14 protein-coding genes are annotated in these 14,911 nt (G+C 72.2%); 8 read left to right on the forward strand and 6 right to left on the reverse strand.

The window, feature by feature from the left end; all coding sequences use genetic code 11:
* Positions 1-10: 10 nt before the first annotated feature.
* The 4 genes from ACWCV9_RS26470 to ACWCV9_RS26485 all read left to right on the forward strand — a co-directional run bounded on the left by ACWCV9_RS26470 (position 11) and on the right by ACWCV9_RS26485 (position 4,219).
* Entirely contained in the window at positions 11-652 is a 642-nt protein-coding gene (locus ACWCV9_RS26470; RefSeq protein ID WP_450790154.1) for a GntR family transcriptional regulator, read from the forward strand.
* Positions 649-1,560, forward strand: coding sequence for a dihydrodipicolinate synthase family protein (locus tag ACWCV9_RS26475; protein ID WP_450790156.1), 912 nt, complete (start codon positions 649-651; stop codon positions 1,558-1,560). The genes ACWCV9_RS26470 and ACWCV9_RS26475 overlap by 4 nt, the downstream gene beginning before the upstream one ends.
* Positions 1,557-3,290 carry an L-arabinonate dehydratase gene (gene araD, locus ACWCV9_RS26480; protein WP_450790158.1) on the forward strand — a complete coding sequence of 578 codons (1,734 nt, stop codon included), beginning with the start codon at positions 1,557-1,559 and terminating at the stop codon, positions 3,288-3,290. The genes ACWCV9_RS26475 and araD overlap by 4 nt, the downstream gene beginning before the upstream one ends.
* 131 nt (positions 3,291-3,421) lie before the next feature.
* Positions 3,422-4,219, forward strand: a complete 798-nt coding sequence (locus ACWCV9_RS26485; protein ID WP_450790160.1) for an HAD family acid phosphatase — start codon at positions 3,422-3,424, stop codon at positions 4,217-4,219.
* A 58-nt stretch (positions 4,220-4,277) separates the two neighbouring features.
* On the opposite strand, the gene ACWCV9_RS26490 is transcribed toward ACWCV9_RS26485, so the two are convergent.
* Complete coding sequence (locus ACWCV9_RS26490) at positions 4,278-5,141, reverse strand: hypothetical protein (RefSeq protein WP_450790162.1); 864 nt, start codon at positions 5,139-5,141, stop codon at positions 4,278-4,280.
* Positions 5,138-5,704 carry a SigE family RNA polymerase sigma factor gene (locus tag ACWCV9_RS26495; RefSeq protein ID WP_385843178.1) on the reverse strand — a complete coding sequence of 189 codons (567 nt, stop codon included), beginning with the start codon at positions 5,702-5,704 and terminating at the stop codon, positions 5,138-5,140. The genes ACWCV9_RS26490 and ACWCV9_RS26495 overlap by 4 nt, the downstream gene beginning before the upstream one ends.
* Positions 5,705-5,949: 245 nt before the next feature.
* Here ACWCV9_RS26495 and ACWCV9_RS26500 point away from each other — a divergent pair, with 245 nt between their 5' ends.
* Positions 5,950-7,401, forward strand: coding sequence for an NCS2 family permease (locus ACWCV9_RS26500; protein WP_450790164.1), 1,452 nt, complete (start codon positions 5,950-5,952; stop codon positions 7,399-7,401).
* A gap of 21 nt (positions 7,402-7,422) precedes the next feature.
* Here the strand turns inward: ACWCV9_RS26500 and ACWCV9_RS26505 are convergent, their stop codons facing one another.
* The 3 genes from ACWCV9_RS26505 to ACWCV9_RS26515 all read right to left on the reverse strand — a co-directional run bounded on the left by ACWCV9_RS26505 (position 7,423) and on the right by ACWCV9_RS26515 (position 10,247).
* A complete protein-coding gene (locus ACWCV9_RS26505) occupies positions 7,423-8,877 on the reverse strand; it encodes a peptidoglycan D,D-transpeptidase FtsI family protein (protein WP_450790166.1) in 1,455 nt (484 codons plus the stop codon).
* A gap of 77 nt (positions 8,878-8,954) precedes the next feature.
* Entirely contained in the window at positions 8,955-9,425 is a 471-nt protein-coding gene (locus ACWCV9_RS26510; RefSeq protein ID WP_450790168.1) for a GNAT family N-acetyltransferase, read from the reverse strand.
* A gap of 51 nt (positions 9,426-9,476) precedes the next feature.
* Positions 9,477-10,247 (reverse strand): IclR family transcriptional regulator, encoded by a 771-nt coding sequence (locus ACWCV9_RS26515; protein ID WP_450790170.1) that lies wholly within the window; start codon positions 10,245-10,247, stop codon positions 9,477-9,479.
* A gap of 142 nt (positions 10,248-10,389) precedes the next feature.
* Here ACWCV9_RS26515 and ACWCV9_RS26520 point away from each other — a divergent pair, with 142 nt between their 5' ends.
* Positions 10,390-11,919: an aldehyde dehydrogenase (NADP(+)) gene (locus tag ACWCV9_RS26520; protein WP_450790172.1), complete on the forward strand. Its 1,530-nt coding sequence runs from the start codon at positions 10,390-10,392 to the stop codon at positions 11,917-11,919.
* Here ACWCV9_RS26520 and ACWCV9_RS26525 read toward each other — a convergent pair.
* Positions 11,916-13,283 (reverse strand): MFS transporter, encoded by a 1,368-nt coding sequence (locus ACWCV9_RS26525; RefSeq protein ID WP_450790174.1) that lies wholly within the window; start codon positions 13,281-13,283, stop codon positions 11,916-11,918. The genes ACWCV9_RS26520 and ACWCV9_RS26525 overlap by 4 nt on opposite strands.
* A 50-nt stretch (positions 13,284-13,333) precedes the next feature.
* On the opposite strand from ACWCV9_RS26525, the gene ACWCV9_RS26530 reads away from it, so the two are divergent.
* A complete protein-coding gene (locus ACWCV9_RS26530) occupies positions 13,334-14,332 on the forward strand; it encodes a GlxA family transcriptional regulator (RefSeq protein WP_450790175.1) in 999 nt (332 codons plus the stop codon).
* The gene (locus ACWCV9_RS26535; protein ID WP_450790177.1) at positions 14,329-14,835 is read left to right on the forward strand and encodes an N-acetyltransferase family protein; all 507 of its coding nucleotides are present in this window, start codon (positions 14,329-14,331) and stop codon (positions 14,833-14,835) included. The genes ACWCV9_RS26530 and ACWCV9_RS26535 overlap by 4 nt, the downstream gene beginning before the upstream one ends.
* The last annotated feature ends 76 nt before the right edge of the window (positions 14,836-14,911 follow it).

Here is a 14,911-nt window from a genome sequence, read left to right on the forward strand (position 1 = left end):
AGAGGGCCGCATGACCTCTGTGCCCACGCCGATCCCGTCCCGGACGCAGTTCGTGCTGGACGCGATCAAACACCGCATCCTGACCGGCCAACTGTCGCCCGGTCAGGCGCTGGTCGAGACCGAGCTGGCCGCCCAGTTCGGGGTGTCCAAGACCCCCGTGCGGGAGGCGCTGAAGACCCTCGCCGGGACCGGACTCGTCGTGATGAGCCAATACAAGGGCGTCACGGTGCGCATGGTGGACGCGGACATGGCACGCGAGGTCTACGACGTGCGGCTGCTCCTGGAACCGGAGGCCCTGCGCCGGGCCGTACGGCGCGGCGCCTCCCTCGACGCCGCGCGCGACGCGCTGGCCCGCGCCGACGGCGCCACCGACACCGCCGAACGCTCCCTCGCCAACCGCGACTTCCACCGCGCCCTCTACCTGCCGTGCGGCAACCCGCTGCTCGGCCGGATGCTGGACGAGGTCCGCGACCAGGCCGCCCTGGTCGCCGCCGTCGCCTGGGCCGCCGAGCCCTCCTGGGAGCGGGAGGCCGCCGAGCACCGGGAGATCCTGCGGCTCGCGCTGGACGGCGACGCCGACGGCGCCGCGAGCGCCCTGCACGCCCACATCGCGTCCTTCGTACGCCGTGCCTTCCCCGAAGGACCTTCATGAGCAGCATGACGTTCGAGACCCAACGGGCGGCCCTCGCCGATGTCGTGGCCATCCCGGTGACCCCCTTCGCCGAGGACGGCTCCGTCGCCGAGGACACCCTCCGGGCCCTGCTGCGCCGCCTGCTCGACGGCGGGATCAGGACCCTCACCCCGAACGGCAACACCGGCGAGTTCTACGCCCTCACCCCCGAGGAGCGCCGCCTGGTCACCGAGCTGACCGTCGACGAGGCCGGGGAGCGGGCCGTGATCCTGGTCGGGGTCGGGCACGACCTGCCCACCGCCGTCGCCTCCGCCCGGCACGCCCGGGACCTCGGCGCCGGGATGGTGATGGTCCACCAGCCCGTGCACCCCTACGGGTCGGCCGCCGGCTGGGTCGACTACCACCGCGCCGTCGCCGAGGCCGTGCCCGAGCTGGGCGTGGTCCCGTACATCCGCAACGACCGGCTGCCCGGCACCCGGCTCGCCGAACTCGCCGGGCACTGCCCGAACGTCATCGGCGTCAAGTACGCCGTACCGGACGCCGCCCGGTTCGCCGCCTTCGCCCGCGACGCCGGCCTCGACCGCTTCGTCTGGGTCGCCGGGCTCGCCGAGCCCTACGCCCCCTCCTACTTCTCGGCGGGCGCCACCGGCTTCACCTCCGGACTCGTGAACGTCGCCCCGGCTCTCTCGCGCACCATGCTCGAAGCGCTGCGCTCCGGCGACTACCCGGCCGCCATGAAGGTCTGGGAGCGGATCCGGCGCTTCGAGGAACTGCGCGCCGCGCACGGCTCCGCCCACAACGTCACCGTCGTCAAGGAGGCCCTCGCCGCGCTCGGCCTGTGCCGCCGGGACGTCCGCCCGCCGAGCAGCCGGCTGCCCGAGGACGAGCGCGCCGAGGTGGCCGCCATCGCCGAGGGGTGGTCCATATGACCGGCCCCCGCAGGCGGCCGGAGGAGCTGCGCAGCCACCAGTGGTACGGCACCGACGGGCTGCGCTCCTTCAGCCACCGCGCCCGCACCCGCCAGCTCGGCTATCTGCCCGAGGAGCACCTCGGCAAGCCGGTCGTCGCGATCCTCAACACCTGGTCCGACATCAACCCCTGCCATATGCACCTGCGGGACCGCGCCCAGGCCGTCAAGCGCGGGGTGTGGCAGGCCGGCGGCTTCCCGCTGGAGTTCCCGGTCTCGACGCTCAGCGAGACCTTCCAGAAGCCGACCCCGATGCTCTACCGCAACCTGCTCGCGATGGAGACCGAGGAGCTGCTGCGGTCCTACCCCGTCGACGGCGCCGTGCTCATGGGCGGCTGCGACAAGACCACGCCGGCCCTGCTGATGGGCGCCGCGAGCGTCGGCCTGCCGGCCGTGTTCGTGCCCGCCGGCCCCATGCTCCCCGGCCACTGGCGCGGCGAGGTGCTCGGCTCCGGCACCGACATGTGGAAGTACTGGGACGACAGGCGCGCCGGTCTCATCGGCGACTGCGAGCTGGCCGAACTGGAGAGCGGCCTGGCCCGGTCGCCCGGCCACTGCATGACCATGGGTACGGCGTCCACGCTGACGGCCGCCGCCGAGGCGCTCGGAGTGACCGTGCCGGGCGCGTCCAGCATCCCGGCGGTGGACTCCGGGCACGACCGGATGGCCGCAAGGGCGGGGCTCCGCATCGTCGAACTGGTCCACCAGGACCGCAGGCTGGGCGACATCCTCACCCGTGAGGCCTTCGAGGACGCCGTCACCACCGTGCTCGGCCTCGGCGGCTCCACCAACGCCGTGATCCACCTGATCGCCATGGCCGGCCGCGCCGGGGTGCAGCTCACCCTGGACGACTTCGACCGCATCGCCCGCACCGTGCCCGTCCTCGCCAACGTCCGCCCCGGCGGCCGGACCTACCTGATGGAGGACTTCCACTTCGCGGGCGGCCTGCCGGGCTTCCTCTCCCGGATCCCGGACCTGCTCCACCTGGACCGGCCGACCGTCTCGTACGACACCCTGCGCGAGCAGCTCGCGGGCGCCCGGGTGCACGACGACGACGTCATCCGGCCCCGCGACAACCCGGTCGCGAGCGAGGGCGGGGTCGCGGTGCTGCGCGGCAACCTCTGCCCGGACGGCGCGGTCATCAAGCACATCGCCGCCGAGCCGCACCTGCTCAAGCACACCGGCCCGGCCGTCGTCTTCGACGACTACCGGACCATGCAGCGCACCATCGACGACCCCGCGCTCGGCATCACCGCCGACAGCGTGCTGGTGCTGCGCGGCGCCGGACCCAAGGGCGGGCCGGGCATGCCCGAGTACGGCATGCTGCCCATCCCGGACCACCTGCTCCAGCAGGGCGTGCGCGACATGGTCCGGATCTCCGACGCCCGGATGAGCGGCACCAGCTACGGCGCCTGTGTGCTGCACGTGGCCCCCGAGTCGTACGTCGGCGGCCCGCTCGCGCTGGTGCGCACCGGCGACCTCATCACCCTGGACGTCGACGCCCGCAGCCTGCACCTCCATGTGGACGACGAGGAGCTGGCCCGCCGCAAGGCCGCCTGGACGCCGCCGCCCGCCCGGTACGAGCGCGGCTACGGCGCCCTCTACAACGACCAGATCACCCAGGCCGACTCCGGCTGCGACTTCGCCTTCCTGGCCCGGCCCGGCCAGGTACCGGACCCCTACGCCGGCTGACCGACTCCCGGTCGGCGCGACGATGAACCGACGGCAACGCAGCGGCGGCGAGGGCCCGTTCGCCGGATGGCTTGATATCGATCGGGCAACGGTGCTCGCGCTACCCATGGTGACGCGCGTAGAAACCTGTCATGCATAAAACACTGCGAATCGCTGCTGTCGCCGCGAGCTGCGCCCTGGCCGGCGGCGTCCTGTTCGGGGCCGGCGCCGCCACCGCCCACCAGTCGACGGCGAACTCCACCCACGAGCCCTACAACATCGGGCAGCTGGTGAAGGACATCGACACCTACTACGGCACCCACGCCGACGCCAACGGGGTGTACCAGGCCTCGCCGGACAGCCCGTACGCGCAGGACCTGGCCGACATCGACGCCGACGCCAAGCGCTACATAGACAAGGCGGCCCGCAAGGCGCTGCGCCACGGCGAGAAGCCGGCCGTCGTCTTCGACATCGACGACACGCTGCTGCTCAGCCTCGACTACGAGAAGCGCTACAACTACACGTTCAACCCCACCACGTGGAACGACTACGTGAACAAGGCCGACCGCCCCGAGGTCTTCGGCAGCCCCGAGCTGGTGCAGTACGCCGCGGCCAAGGGCGTCGAGGTCTTCTACAATTCCGGGCTGAGCGAGGCCCAGCGCGCCGGTGCCGTGGAGAACCTGAAGAAGGTCGGCGCCGACGTCAACCTCGACACCGACCACATGTTCCTCAAGGACAAGGCCAACCCGCCGGCCTACCTGAGCGACTGCGCCACCGCGGGCACCTGGAACTGCACCACCGTGCAGTACAAGTCCGGCACCCGCAAGCACATCGAGGACGACCTCGGGTACACGATCATCGCCGACTTCGGCGACCAGTACTCGGACCTCGACGGCGGTTACACCGGCCGCACCTACAAGCTGCCGAACCCGACGTACTTCGTCGGCTGACCCCTTCCGGGCAGGCGGCCGGCCGCGGCCGGCCGCCTGCCAGGGCGAATGAAAGGCCCTAGCCGCCGTCGCCGGTCCGGTGTACGGCGAAGTCGCCGGTCACCGTGTACGCGCGGCCGTCCGCCGTGCCCGTGAAGGTGTAGCTGTCGTCCTTCGCGTCCCGGCCGCCGCGCTCGTGGTTGTACTGCCCGGCGAAGATCCACTGCCCGGCCGGTACCGTGCGCCCCTCCTTGAGGGTCCAGACGTAGACGAGGAAACCGTCCCGTTCCTGCACGGTCTGGGTGAAGTCCGCCTCCGGCAGGGACCGCCAGGCCCCCGTTGACGTCACCCCGCCGGTCTGCGCCACCGTCAACCGGACGGTGAGGGAGGTGAGCGGCCGGGACGTCTTCAGGGTGAGGTCGCTCTGTGCCCAGAAGTCGTTGCTGTGCAGGTCCACCGAGCCGTCCGACCACAGCGGCCCGCTCTGCTCGCGATGGGCCACGGGCGGCCGGGTGGAGGGGGCCGCGGGGGAGGACGGGGTGCCGGCCGGCCGGGAGGGACGGGTGGTGCCCGCGCCGGGCGCCGGGCCGGTGGTGCGGGCGGGGGACCGGGACGCCGTCGGGTCCGGCGTGGCACGGGGCGTGGGGGAGACCGCGACCGTGCGCTCCTGCGCCGGCGGATGTTCCTTCACCGCGGACGCCACCGCGTATCCGCCGGCGGCGAGCACCCCGGCGACCGCCGCGGTGGCGCCCACCACGCGCACCCAGCCGAACAGCGGCGACCGGACCGCCCGGTGATCGGGGCGGGACCGTGCGGCCATGCTGCGCCGTGCGGCCATGCCGCGGTCCACCCGGGCCAGCATCGCTGCGCGGTCGGGCTCGTGGGCCTCGGCCGCCTCGTGCAGCCGGGCGCGCAGCTCGTCGTGCACGTCCTGCTGCCTCATCGGTTCCTTCCTCCGCTCTCGCCGCCCCGGACCATCGCCGCGTGCACCTTCTGCGGCGCACCCTGGGCGCCGAGCAGCCTGGCCAGCTCGGCCATGCCCTTGGACGTCTGGCTCTTAACCGTACCCACCGACACCCCCAGCGCGAGCGCGGTGTCCTTCTCCGAGAGGTCGAAGGCGTGCCGGAGCACCACGCACGCCCGTTTCCGGAACGGCAGTCTGCGCAGCGCCGCCTGGACGTCCACCACCCCGGCGACGTCCGGGTTCTCGGTCCGCTCCTCGCGGTGCGACCAGAACAGCGCGATCCGCCGGCGCTCGCGCACCGCGCTGCGGATCCGGGTGCGGGCCAGATTGGCGACCACACCGCGCGCGTACGCCACCGGGTGGTCGGCCGCGCGCACCCGGTCCCAGCGGTGCCACAGGGCCAGCAGGGCGTCCGCCGCCAGATCGTCGGCGGCGTCCGCCTCACCGGTCAACAGATGGGCCAGCCGGGCGAGTTCGGCGTAGTGGCGGTCGAAGAAGGCATGGAACTCCACGGAGGCGGCGTCGTCGACGACTGTGCCCACGGGTGACCTCTTCTCGATACGGCTCTGTGGGTGTCATGCGAATGACAGGTGAAGGTCCGGAGGGGGCCCGGACGGAGATCCGGAAGCGTAGCAGCGACGATGCGACGGATGTGTACGGGGGTTCGGACGTCGTATGGCCCATCGAACCCGATTCCGTAACACGGAGAAAACCTGAACAGGGTTCAACGGGGGAACAATCCAGCCAGCATCCGCGCACCGCCCATCAGGCACCGAGGAGTTGGACCATGACCGAGACGCAGAAGATGGACAGCCGGCGGGAGCCCGCGCCACCTGCCCGGAACGGCGTCGACCGGTACTTCCGCATCACCGAACGGGGATCCACGTTCGGCCGGGAGATACGCGGCGGCCTCGCCACGTTCTTCACCATGGCCTACATCCTTGTCCTGAATCCGATCATCCTGGGCAGTGCCAAGGACAAGTTCGGCCACTCCCTCGACACCGGACAACTCGTCACCGCCACCGCGCTGGTCGCCTGTGTGATGACGGTCGTCATGGGGGTCGGCGGCAACCTCCCCCTCGCCATCGCCGCCGGCCTCGGCCTCAACGCCGTCGTCGCCTTCCAGCTCGCTCCGCTGATGAGCTGGTCCGACGCGATGGGCCTGGTCGTCCTGGAGGGCCTGGTCATCTGTCTGCTGGTCCTCACCGGCCTGCGGGAAGCGATCATGAACGCGATCCCGCACCAGCTGAAGCAGGCCATCGGCGTCGGCATCGGCCTGTTCATCGCGTTCATCGGGTTCGTCGACGCCGGGTTCGTCAGCCGGATCCCGGACGCCGCCCACACCACGGTGCCCGTGCAGCTCGGCTCCGTCGGCCGGCTGACCGGCTGGCCGGTGCTCGTCTTCTGCCTGGGCGTGCTGCTGACCGTCGCGCTGCTCGCCCGCAGGGTGAAGGGCGCGATCCTGATCAGCATCGTGACGATGACCCTCGTCGCGATCGGCATCGACTCCGTCGCCGGCGTCAAGAACTGGGGCCTGACCACGCCCGAGGTCCCGGACAAGCTCGTCGCCGCCCCGGACTTCGGGCTGATCGGTCACTTCAGCCTGTTCGGCGGCTTCGCCAAGGCCGGTGTCCTCACCGCCGTGCTGCTGGTCTTCACCCTCATCCTGTCGGACTTCTTCGACGCCATGGGCACCATCGTCGGCATCAGCGCGGAGGCCGGACTGCTGGACGAGCGGGGCCGGGTGCCCGGCATCGGCCGCGTCCTGTTCATCGACGGCGCCGCCGCCGTCGCGGGCGGCCTCGGCTCCGCCTCCTCCAACACCGCCTACATCGAGTCCGCCGCCGGCGTCGGCGAGGGCGCCCGCACCGGCTTCGCCAACCTGGTCACCGGCGGCCTGTTCGGCCTCGCCCTCTTCCTCACCCCGCTGCTCACCATCGTCCCGCTCCAGGCGGCGGCGCCCGCGCTGATCGCGGTGGGCTTCCTGATGATGACCCACGTCAAGCACATCGACTGGGACCGGTACGAGATCGCCGTACCGGCGTTCCTCACCATCGCCACGATGCCGTTCACCTACTCCATCACCGACGGCATCGGCGCGGGCTTCCTCGCCTACGTCGTGATCAACACGGTCCTGGGCAAGGCGCGGGAGATCAACTGGCTGCTGTGGGGCGTCTCGGCGCTGTTCCTCGTCTACTTCGCGATCGATCCGGTGGAGCAGCTGCTGGGCGTGAAGTAGCCGGCGCCGCCGCGCACGGCGTCACTTCAGTGCCGCCTGCATCATTGCCCGGGCCACCGGCGCGGCCAGCCCGTTGCCGCTGACCTCCGAGCGGGCCGCGTCCGACTGCTCGACCATCACCGCGACGGCGACCTGCTTGCCGGTGCTGTCGGAGGTGCCGTAGGCGGTGAACCAGGCGTACGGCGTCTTGCTGTTGTTCTCGCCGTGCTGGGCGGTGCCGGTCTTGCCGCCGACGGTCACCCCGTCGATCAGCGCGTTCGTACCGGTACCGTCCTTGACCACCGTCTGCATCGCCGACCGGAGCTGCGCGGCGGTGGTGGAGCTGACGATCTGCTCGCTCCCGGCGTCGGAGTCGTAGTCCTTCAGCACATCGCCGCCGCTGTCGGTGGTCTTCGACACCATGTGCGGCGAGACCAGCTTGCCGCCGTCGGCGAGAGCGGCGGACACCATGGCCATCTGGAGCGGGGTCGCGGTCACGTCGAACTGGCCGATGCCGGACAGGGCGGTCTGCGCCTTGTCCATGTCCTTCGGGTAGACGCTGGCGTAGGCGCGCACCGGCACGTCCTGCTGGTCGTCGTTGAAGCCGAACTTCTCGGCCATCGCCCGCACCTTGTCCTGGCCGAGGTCGACGGCCATCTTGCCGAAGACGTTGTTGCAGGAGTACTGGAGGGCGACGCGGATGGAGGCGTTCCTGCACGGCGCCGACTTGTTCTCGTTCGCCAGCGGCCTGGTGGTGCCGGGCATGATGTAGGGGTCCGGGCTGTGGGTGTGTTCGTCCACGTTCTTGTACAGCCCGCTCTCCAGCGCGGCCGCCGCCACGACCAGCTTGAAGGTGGAACCGGGCGGCAGCGGCTGGCGCAGCGCGCGGTTGGTCAGCGGCTTGTCCTTGTCCGCGGTGAGCCGCTTCCAGGCACCTCCGGCCGTGTTGGCGTCGGTCAGGGACGAGGGGTCGTACGACGGGGTCGACACCATGGCGAGGATCTTGCCGGTCTTCGGGTCGATGGCGACGGCGCCGCCCTTGGTGTTCCCCAGGGCGCGGTATCCCGCCTTCTGCACCGCCGGGTCGATCGTGGTGAGCACGTCGCCCGGGTCGGAGCGCTTTCCGGTGAGGGTGTCCATCACCGTCTTCAGCTGCGGGTCCGTGCCGTTGAGCAGCTCCTTGTAGATGCCCTCCAGCTGGGTCGGGGCGTAGGCCTGCGAGGCGTAGCCCGTCACCGCCGCGTACAGCCTGCCGTCCGTGTACGTCCGCTTGTAGGCGAGGTCGCCCCCCGTCGTCCGGGCGGAGCCGGTGATCGCGTTTCCGGCCACGATGATGTTCCCGAGCGGCCGTGAGTACGTCGCGATCGCGTTCCGCCGGTTGTCGTTGTCGTCCGCGAGGGCCTTGCCGTCGTAGAACTGCACCCAGGTCGCCCTGACCAGCAGAGCGAGCACGAGCAGCAGCGCGAAGACGGACGCCCGCCTGATCGTCTTGTTCATCCCGAACAAAAGACGAGCGGGCCGCGGCCGCCGTTCCCGAACGCCGGCATTCTCATGAACTGCTCAGGAACCCGGGCTCAGTCCTCCAGGGCGAGGACCACCTCGTCGATCTCCTCGCCCCGCCCGCCCGCGTACCCCCGGGCCCGCGCCCGCTCCCGGAACCCGCACTTGTGCAGCACCCGCAGCGACGCGGCGTTGTCGGCGGCGGCCCGCGCGTACAGCGGGCGTTCCTCCACCTCGGCGAGGAGCGCCCGCAACGCGGCCGTGGCCACGCCCCGGCCCCAGTACGCGCGGTCGATCCAGTACGTCACCTCGCGCTCGCCGGCCTCGCCGTAGACCGCCGCGCTGCCCGCCACGGTCCCGTCGGCCAGCACCGTGCGCAGCACGTGCGAGCAGGTTTCCAGGCGCCGCCAGTGGACGGCGAAGGAGTCCGGATCGTACGGGTCCTCCGGGCCGAACGCGGCCATCCGGACCGACTCCGGGTCGCTCATCTGCCGGAACAGCGCCGGCAGATCATCGTCCTGCACGGCGCGCAGCGCGATATCCATGGACCCCGAGCCTACGACTCCCCGGACCCGGAGCCGGGGACCCCGCCGGGCTCAGAGCCGCCGGGTCGCGAGGGTCAGCCGGTCCCGCGCATCGAACAGCGCGTCCTTGATCATCTGCTCGTGGGCCGGGGTCAGCCGGGCCACCGGCACCGAGCAGCTGATGGCGTCCCGCGCGGGCGTGCGGTACGGGATCGCCACGCCGAAGCAGCGCAGGCCCAGCGTGTTCTCCTCGCGGTCCACGGCGAAGCCCTGCTCCCGCACCTGGTGCAGCTCCTCGATGAGCTGCTCCCGGTCGGTGAGCGTGTGCTCGGTGAGCGCGGGCAGCGTCTCCGGCAGCAGCTTGCGCACCTGCTCGTCGGAGTAGGTGGCGAGGATCGCCTTGCCGAGGGAGGTCGAGTGGGCCGGCAGCCGGCGCCCGACCCGGGTGAAGGGGCGCAGATAGTGCTGGGACTGGCGGGTGGCCAGATAGACGACGTTGGTGCCGTCGAGCCGGGCCAGGTGGATGGTCTCCGTGGTGTCGTCGGAGAGCCGGTCCAGGGTCGGGCGGGCGGCGGCCACCACCTCGTCGCCGTCGATGTAGGAGGTGCCCACGAGCAGCGCCCGCACCCCGATGCCGTACCGGGTGCCGGTCGAGTCCGTCTCCACCCAGCCCAGGTCCACCAGGGTGCGCAGCAGCATGTACAGGCTCGACTTGGGGTACCCCACCGCCTCCTGGACGGCCGCGAGGGAGTGCATGCCGGGCTTTCCGGCGAAGTACTCGAGCAATTCGACCGTCCGCACCGCGGACTTGACCTGCGCCCCGCCTGTCTCGCCTGCCGACATCGGCCTTGACCCCTTCGATCGCCGGGAAATAGTCTCCGAGCAGCATATTCATCATCAGAGACGGTGTTCAGTATATCGAACGCGGCTGATCGATGACCCAAGTGATTCCCTAGTTATGCGGCCTTATCTGGAGGGACCCGCGGTGGCAGCAGCACCAGTCTGGAGTGTCGACCCGCGCACCGGGAAGCAGCGTGAACAGGTTGCGGTGGAGGCCACGGCCCAGGAGGTGGACGCGGCCGTCCGCGCGGCCCACGCCGCGCGCGGCGCACTCGCCGACCGCACGGTCCGCGCCGCCTTCCTGCGCTCGGCCGCGGCGGGCCTGGACGCGGCCAAGGACGGCCTGGTCGAGACCGCCGACGCCGAGACCGCGCTCGGCCCGGTCCGGCTGACCGGCGAACTCGCCCGGACCACCTACCAGTTGCGGGCCTTCGCCGACATCGTCGACGAGGGCGCCTTCCTGGACGTCGTCATCAACCACCCCGACGACACCGCCACCCCGCCGATCCCGGACCTGCGCCGCTACAAGGTGCCGCTCGGCGTCGTCGCCGTCTACTCCGCCTCCAACTTCCCCTTCGCCTTCTCCGTCGCCGGCGGCGACACCGCGAGCGCGCTGGCCGCGGGGTGCCCGGTCGTCGTCAAGGCGCACCCCGACCACCCGGCGCTGTCCGAGCTGGTCGCCACGGTGCTGCGCCGGGCCGCCGCCGAGCACGGCATCCCCGAGGGTGTCGTCGGTGTGGTGCACGGCTTCGAGGCGGGCGTCGAGCTGATCCGGCACCCGCTGGTCGCCGCCGCCGGCTTCACCGGTTCGGTGCGCGGCGGACGGGCCCTCTTCGACGCGGCCGCCGCCCGGCCGGTGCCGATCCCGTTCCACGGCGAACTCGGTTCGCTCAACCCGGTCCTGGTGACCGAGGCGGCCGCGGCCGAGCGGGCGGAGGAGATCGGCACCGGGCTCGCCGGGTCGATGACGCTCGGCGTGGGACAGTTCTGCGTCAAGCCCGGTCTGGTGCTGGTGCCCTCCGGCGCCGGGGGAGACCGGCTGGTGAAGTCCCTGACCGACGCGGTCGCCGGCACCGCGTCCGGCGTCCTGCTCGACCACCGCATGCGGGACAACTTCATCGCCGGGGTCGCCGAGCGCTGCCGCCTGGACGGCGTGGAGTCGCCGGTGACACCGGGCGCGGCCGGCGAGCACACGGTCAGCCCCGGCTTCCTGACCGTCCCGGCGAGCAGCCTGACCGAGGAGGGGGCGTACGACCTGCTCCTGGAGGAGTGCTTCGGGCCGGTGACCGTGGTGGTCCGGTACGAGGACGAGGACGACGCCACCGCCGTGCTGTCCCGGCTGCCGGGCAACCTCACGGCCACCGTCCAGCTGTCCGCGGAGGAGGCCGCCGGCGCGGGCCGCGGTACGCAGATCCTCGCGGAACTGACCCCGCTGGCCGGGCGCGTGCTGGTCAACGGCTGGCCCACCGGGGTCGCCGTGGCACCGGCCCAGCACCACGGCGGGCCCTACCCCGCGACCACCTCCACCTCCACCTCCGTCGGCGGCACGGCGATCGAGCGCTGGCTGCGACCGGTCGCCTACCAGAACGCCCCCGCCGCCCTGCTGCCGCCCGAGCTGCGCGACGACAACCCCCTCGGCCTGCCGCGGCGGTTCAACGGGGTCCTGGAACGCTAGTCGAGAGGACGGCGGCTGAGCAGGAAGGTCAGGGTGAACAGGGCTGCCGCCAGGGTCAGGCTCACCCGCAGGCCGCTGGTGAAGCCGCCGTTCACCAGGGCGCCGAACACCGCGATGCCGAGGCCGCCCGCCACCTGCCGGGCGGCGTTGAGCACTCCGGCCGCCAGGCCCGCCCGCTCGGCCGGTACGGCGTCCATCATCACGGCCGTCAGCGGCGGGACGGTCAGCGCGCAGCCCAGGGCCACCGGGATCAGCAGGACGGCGGCCAACGGGGCGGGCGTGTCCGTGCGGACGCAGAGCAGGCCCAGCAGACCGGCCGCCGCCAGCGCCTGGCCGGCCAGCATCGGCAGCCGGGGACCGAACCGGCCGGCCAGCTTCCCGGCGGCCACATTGGTCACCGCGATCAGCCCGGACATCGGCAGGAACATCAGCCCGGCGTACAGCGCCGAACGCCCCTGGAGCTGCTGGAAGAAGAGGGAGAAGAGGAACACCACGCCGTAGAAGGCCACGCTGCACGCCGACCCGGCCGCCACGGCCACCCGCACCGCCCGGTCCCGGAACAGCCCGAGCGGCACCACCGGGTGCGCCTGCCGGCCCTCGATCCGGACGAACAGCGCGGCGGCCGCCACCGCCACGGCGAAGGCCGCGGCACCCGTCGTACCGCCCTCGATCACCCCGAAGGTCAGCGCCGTCAGCGCGACCACCGCCGTCAGCTGGCCCGGCAGGTCCAGGGGCGCGGGCCGGCGCTCGGAGCGCGGGGCGCGCAGCAGCAGGGCCAGCGCGACCACGCCGAGCGGCAGGTTGATGAAGAAGATGCCCCGCCAGTTCCAGGCGGTGGTCAGCGCGCCGCCCGCCACCGGGCCGAGCGCCACCGCGACCGAGCCGCCGGCCGCCCACAGCGACACCGCCCGGGCCCGCTGCGCCGGATCGCCGTACGCCTGCCGCACCAGGGCGAGGGAGGCGGGCAGCACCACGGCCGCCGAGACCCCCTGCACCACCCGCGCGCCGATCAGCGCGGGCAGGTTCGGTGCCAGACCGCAGGCCGCCGAGGCGAGCGTGAAGACCGCGATGCCGAGGGCGTACGCCCGGCTCGCGCCGGCCCGGTCCGCGAACGCGCCGGTGGACAGCATCAGCGCGGCAAAGGCCAGGGTGTAGGCGTCCACCACCCACTGGAGACCGGACATGCCGCCGCCGAGGGACGAACCGATCGCCGGGAGCGCCACGTTCACCACGGAGGCGTCGAGGGTGATCAGCGAGAAGCCCAGCAGGGCGGCGAGCAGGGAGTGGGCGGGCGCGGGACGGGGTGTCAACTCATCGCCTACGGCGGCGGCTTCGGGTTCCTGGCGGGTCTGGTTCGTGGACATGTGCTCCATGCTGCTGATCGTTTCCGGCGTAGAGTAGTGACCTGAATGCCATGCAACCGGAGGTTCTGGCCATGCTGCGTGTCGCCGTCGTCGCGTCGCCGCCCGTGTCGATGTTCAACCTCGCCATCCCCGAGCTGCTCTTCGACAAGGTGCGGGTGGACGGGCGGCCCGGGTACGAGGTGGTGATCTGCGCCCCCGACCCCGGACGCGTGGCCACCTCCGGCGCGCTCGACCTGCATGTGCCGCACGGCCTGGAGGTGCTGCGGGACGCCGACCTGGTGATCGTCGCGGGCACCGGGGAGCCCTTCGCCGCCGACCCGCGCGTGGTGACGGCCCTGCGCACGGCGGCCGGGGCCGGACTGCGCATCGCCTCCATCTGCTCCGGCGCCTTCCTGCTCGCCGAGGCCGGGCTGCTCAAGGGCCGCAAGGTCACCACCTACTGGGCGCACGCCGACGAGCTGCGCCGCCGCCACCCCGACGTCCAGGTCCAGGGCGATGTCCTCTACGCCCAGGACGGCCCGATCCTGACCTCCTCCGGCTACGCGGCCGGCATCGACCTCTGCCTCCATCTCATCCGCACCGACTATGGCGCCGCCGTCGCCAACGAGGTCGCCCGGCTCGCCCTGGTCGCCCCGGTACGGCCCGGCGGCCAGACCCAGTTCACCCAGACCCCGCTGCCCCCGGAGCGCGGCACCGCCTGCGCCGACACGCGCGGCTGGGCCATGCGCAACCTGGACAAGCCGCTCACCCTCACCGACCTCGCCCGGCACGCCGGGGTCTCGGTGCGCACCCTGACCCGCCGCTTCCACGCGGAGAGCGGGGTCAGCCCCCTCCAGTGGCTGCTGCACCAGCGCGTCGAGCGGGCCAAGGAGCTGCTGGAGACCACCCGGCTGCCGATGGACCAGGTGGCCGCCGCCTGCGGCCTCGGCACCGCCGACTCGCTCCGCGCCCACCTGGTCCGCCGCACCGGCCTCACCCCGAGCGCCTACCGGGCCCAGTTCAGCCGCCATGGAACCGGCACCCCCGGCGCCGCGTCCTCCGTTGCATGATCAGTGAGCGTGTGAAGGGGACCCTCGCCATCCGCACGGCTCTGCCCGCTGAGGCCGGGACGATCGCCGCGCTGCACCACCGGGCGCGGTCGACGTACTACCCGGACGGCCTGCCGGACGACGGCATCGACTGGTCCGCCTCCTGGCTCGGCGCGATCGAGCGGCCCGACGGGCGGGTGCTGTGCGCCGTCGAACAGGGCGTCATCACCGCCATCGCCTCGTTCCGGCCCGCGCCGGACGGCCCCGCCGACACCGTCAAGCTGTACCAGTTCCACGTCGACCCCGACCGCTGGCGCTCCGGCATCGGTACGGCCCTGCACGCGGCCTGCGTGGCGGAGTGGCGGGCCGACGGCCGGCGCGCGGCCGTCCTCGACGTGCACGTGGACAACCGCCGCGCCCAGGCCTTCTACGCCCGCCAGGGCTGGGTCCCGGACCCCGAGAACCCGCCCGCGGACGGCGATCACCACCTGTTCCTGCGGTACGCCGTCGCCCCGGGGGAATGAAACGTTCCTCCTTGAACGTTCACGTACCGGGCGGAGACAGCCTCCGCGACCGGTACGACCTGGAGAGAGCCGAAGA

Source organism: Streptomyces sp. NPDC001606, assembly GCF_053596835.1.

What these genes read in the sequence shown, in the direction of transcription:
- ACWCV9_RS26510 (WP_450790168.1), bottom strand. Translation starts at nt 9,425, where the DNA reads ATGGATATCGCGCTGCGCGCCGTGCAGGACGATGATCTGCCGGCGCTG.
- ACWCV9_RS26485 (WP_450790160.1), top strand. Translation starts at nt 3,422, where the DNA reads ATGCATAAAACACTGCGAATCGCTGCTGTCGCCGCGAGCTGCGCCCTG.
- ACWCV9_RS26490 (WP_450790162.1), bottom strand. Translation starts at nt 5,141, where the DNA reads ATGAGGCAGCAGGACGTGCACGACGAGCTGCGCGCCCGGCTGCACGAG.
- ACWCV9_RS26525 (WP_450790174.1), bottom strand. Translation starts at nt 13,283, where the DNA reads ATGTCCACGAACCAGACCCGCCAGGAACCCGAAGCCGCCGCCGTAGGC.
- araD (WP_450790158.1), top strand. Translation starts at nt 1,557, where the DNA reads ATGACCGGCCCCCGCAGGCGGCCGGAGGAGCTGCGCAGCCACCAGTGG.
- ACWCV9_RS26475 (WP_450790156.1), top strand. Translation starts at nt 649, where the DNA reads ATGAGCAGCATGACGTTCGAGACCCAACGGGCGGCCCTCGCCGATGTC.
- ACWCV9_RS26535 (WP_450790177.1), top strand. Translation starts at nt 14,329, where the DNA reads ATGATCAGTGAGCGTGTGAAGGGGACCCTCGCCATCCGCACGGCTCTG.
- ACWCV9_RS26505 (WP_450790166.1), bottom strand. Translation starts at nt 8,877, where the DNA reads ATGAACAAGACGATCAGGCGGGCGTCCGTCTTCGCGCTGCTGCTCGTG.
- ACWCV9_RS26470 (WP_450790154.1), top strand. Translation starts at nt 11, where the DNA reads ATGACCTCTGTGCCCACGCCGATCCCGTCCCGGACGCAGTTCGTGCTG.
- ACWCV9_RS26500 (WP_450790164.1), top strand. Translation starts at nt 5,950, where the DNA reads ATGACCGAGACGCAGAAGATGGACAGCCGGCGGGAGCCCGCGCCACCT.
- ACWCV9_RS26515 (WP_450790170.1), bottom strand. Translation starts at nt 10,247, where the DNA reads ATGTCGGCAGGCGAGACAGGCGGGGCGCAGGTCAAGTCCGCGGTGCGG.
- ACWCV9_RS26530 (WP_450790175.1), top strand. Translation starts at nt 13,334, where the DNA reads ATGCAACCGGAGGTTCTGGCCATGCTGCGTGTCGCCGTCGTCGCGTCG.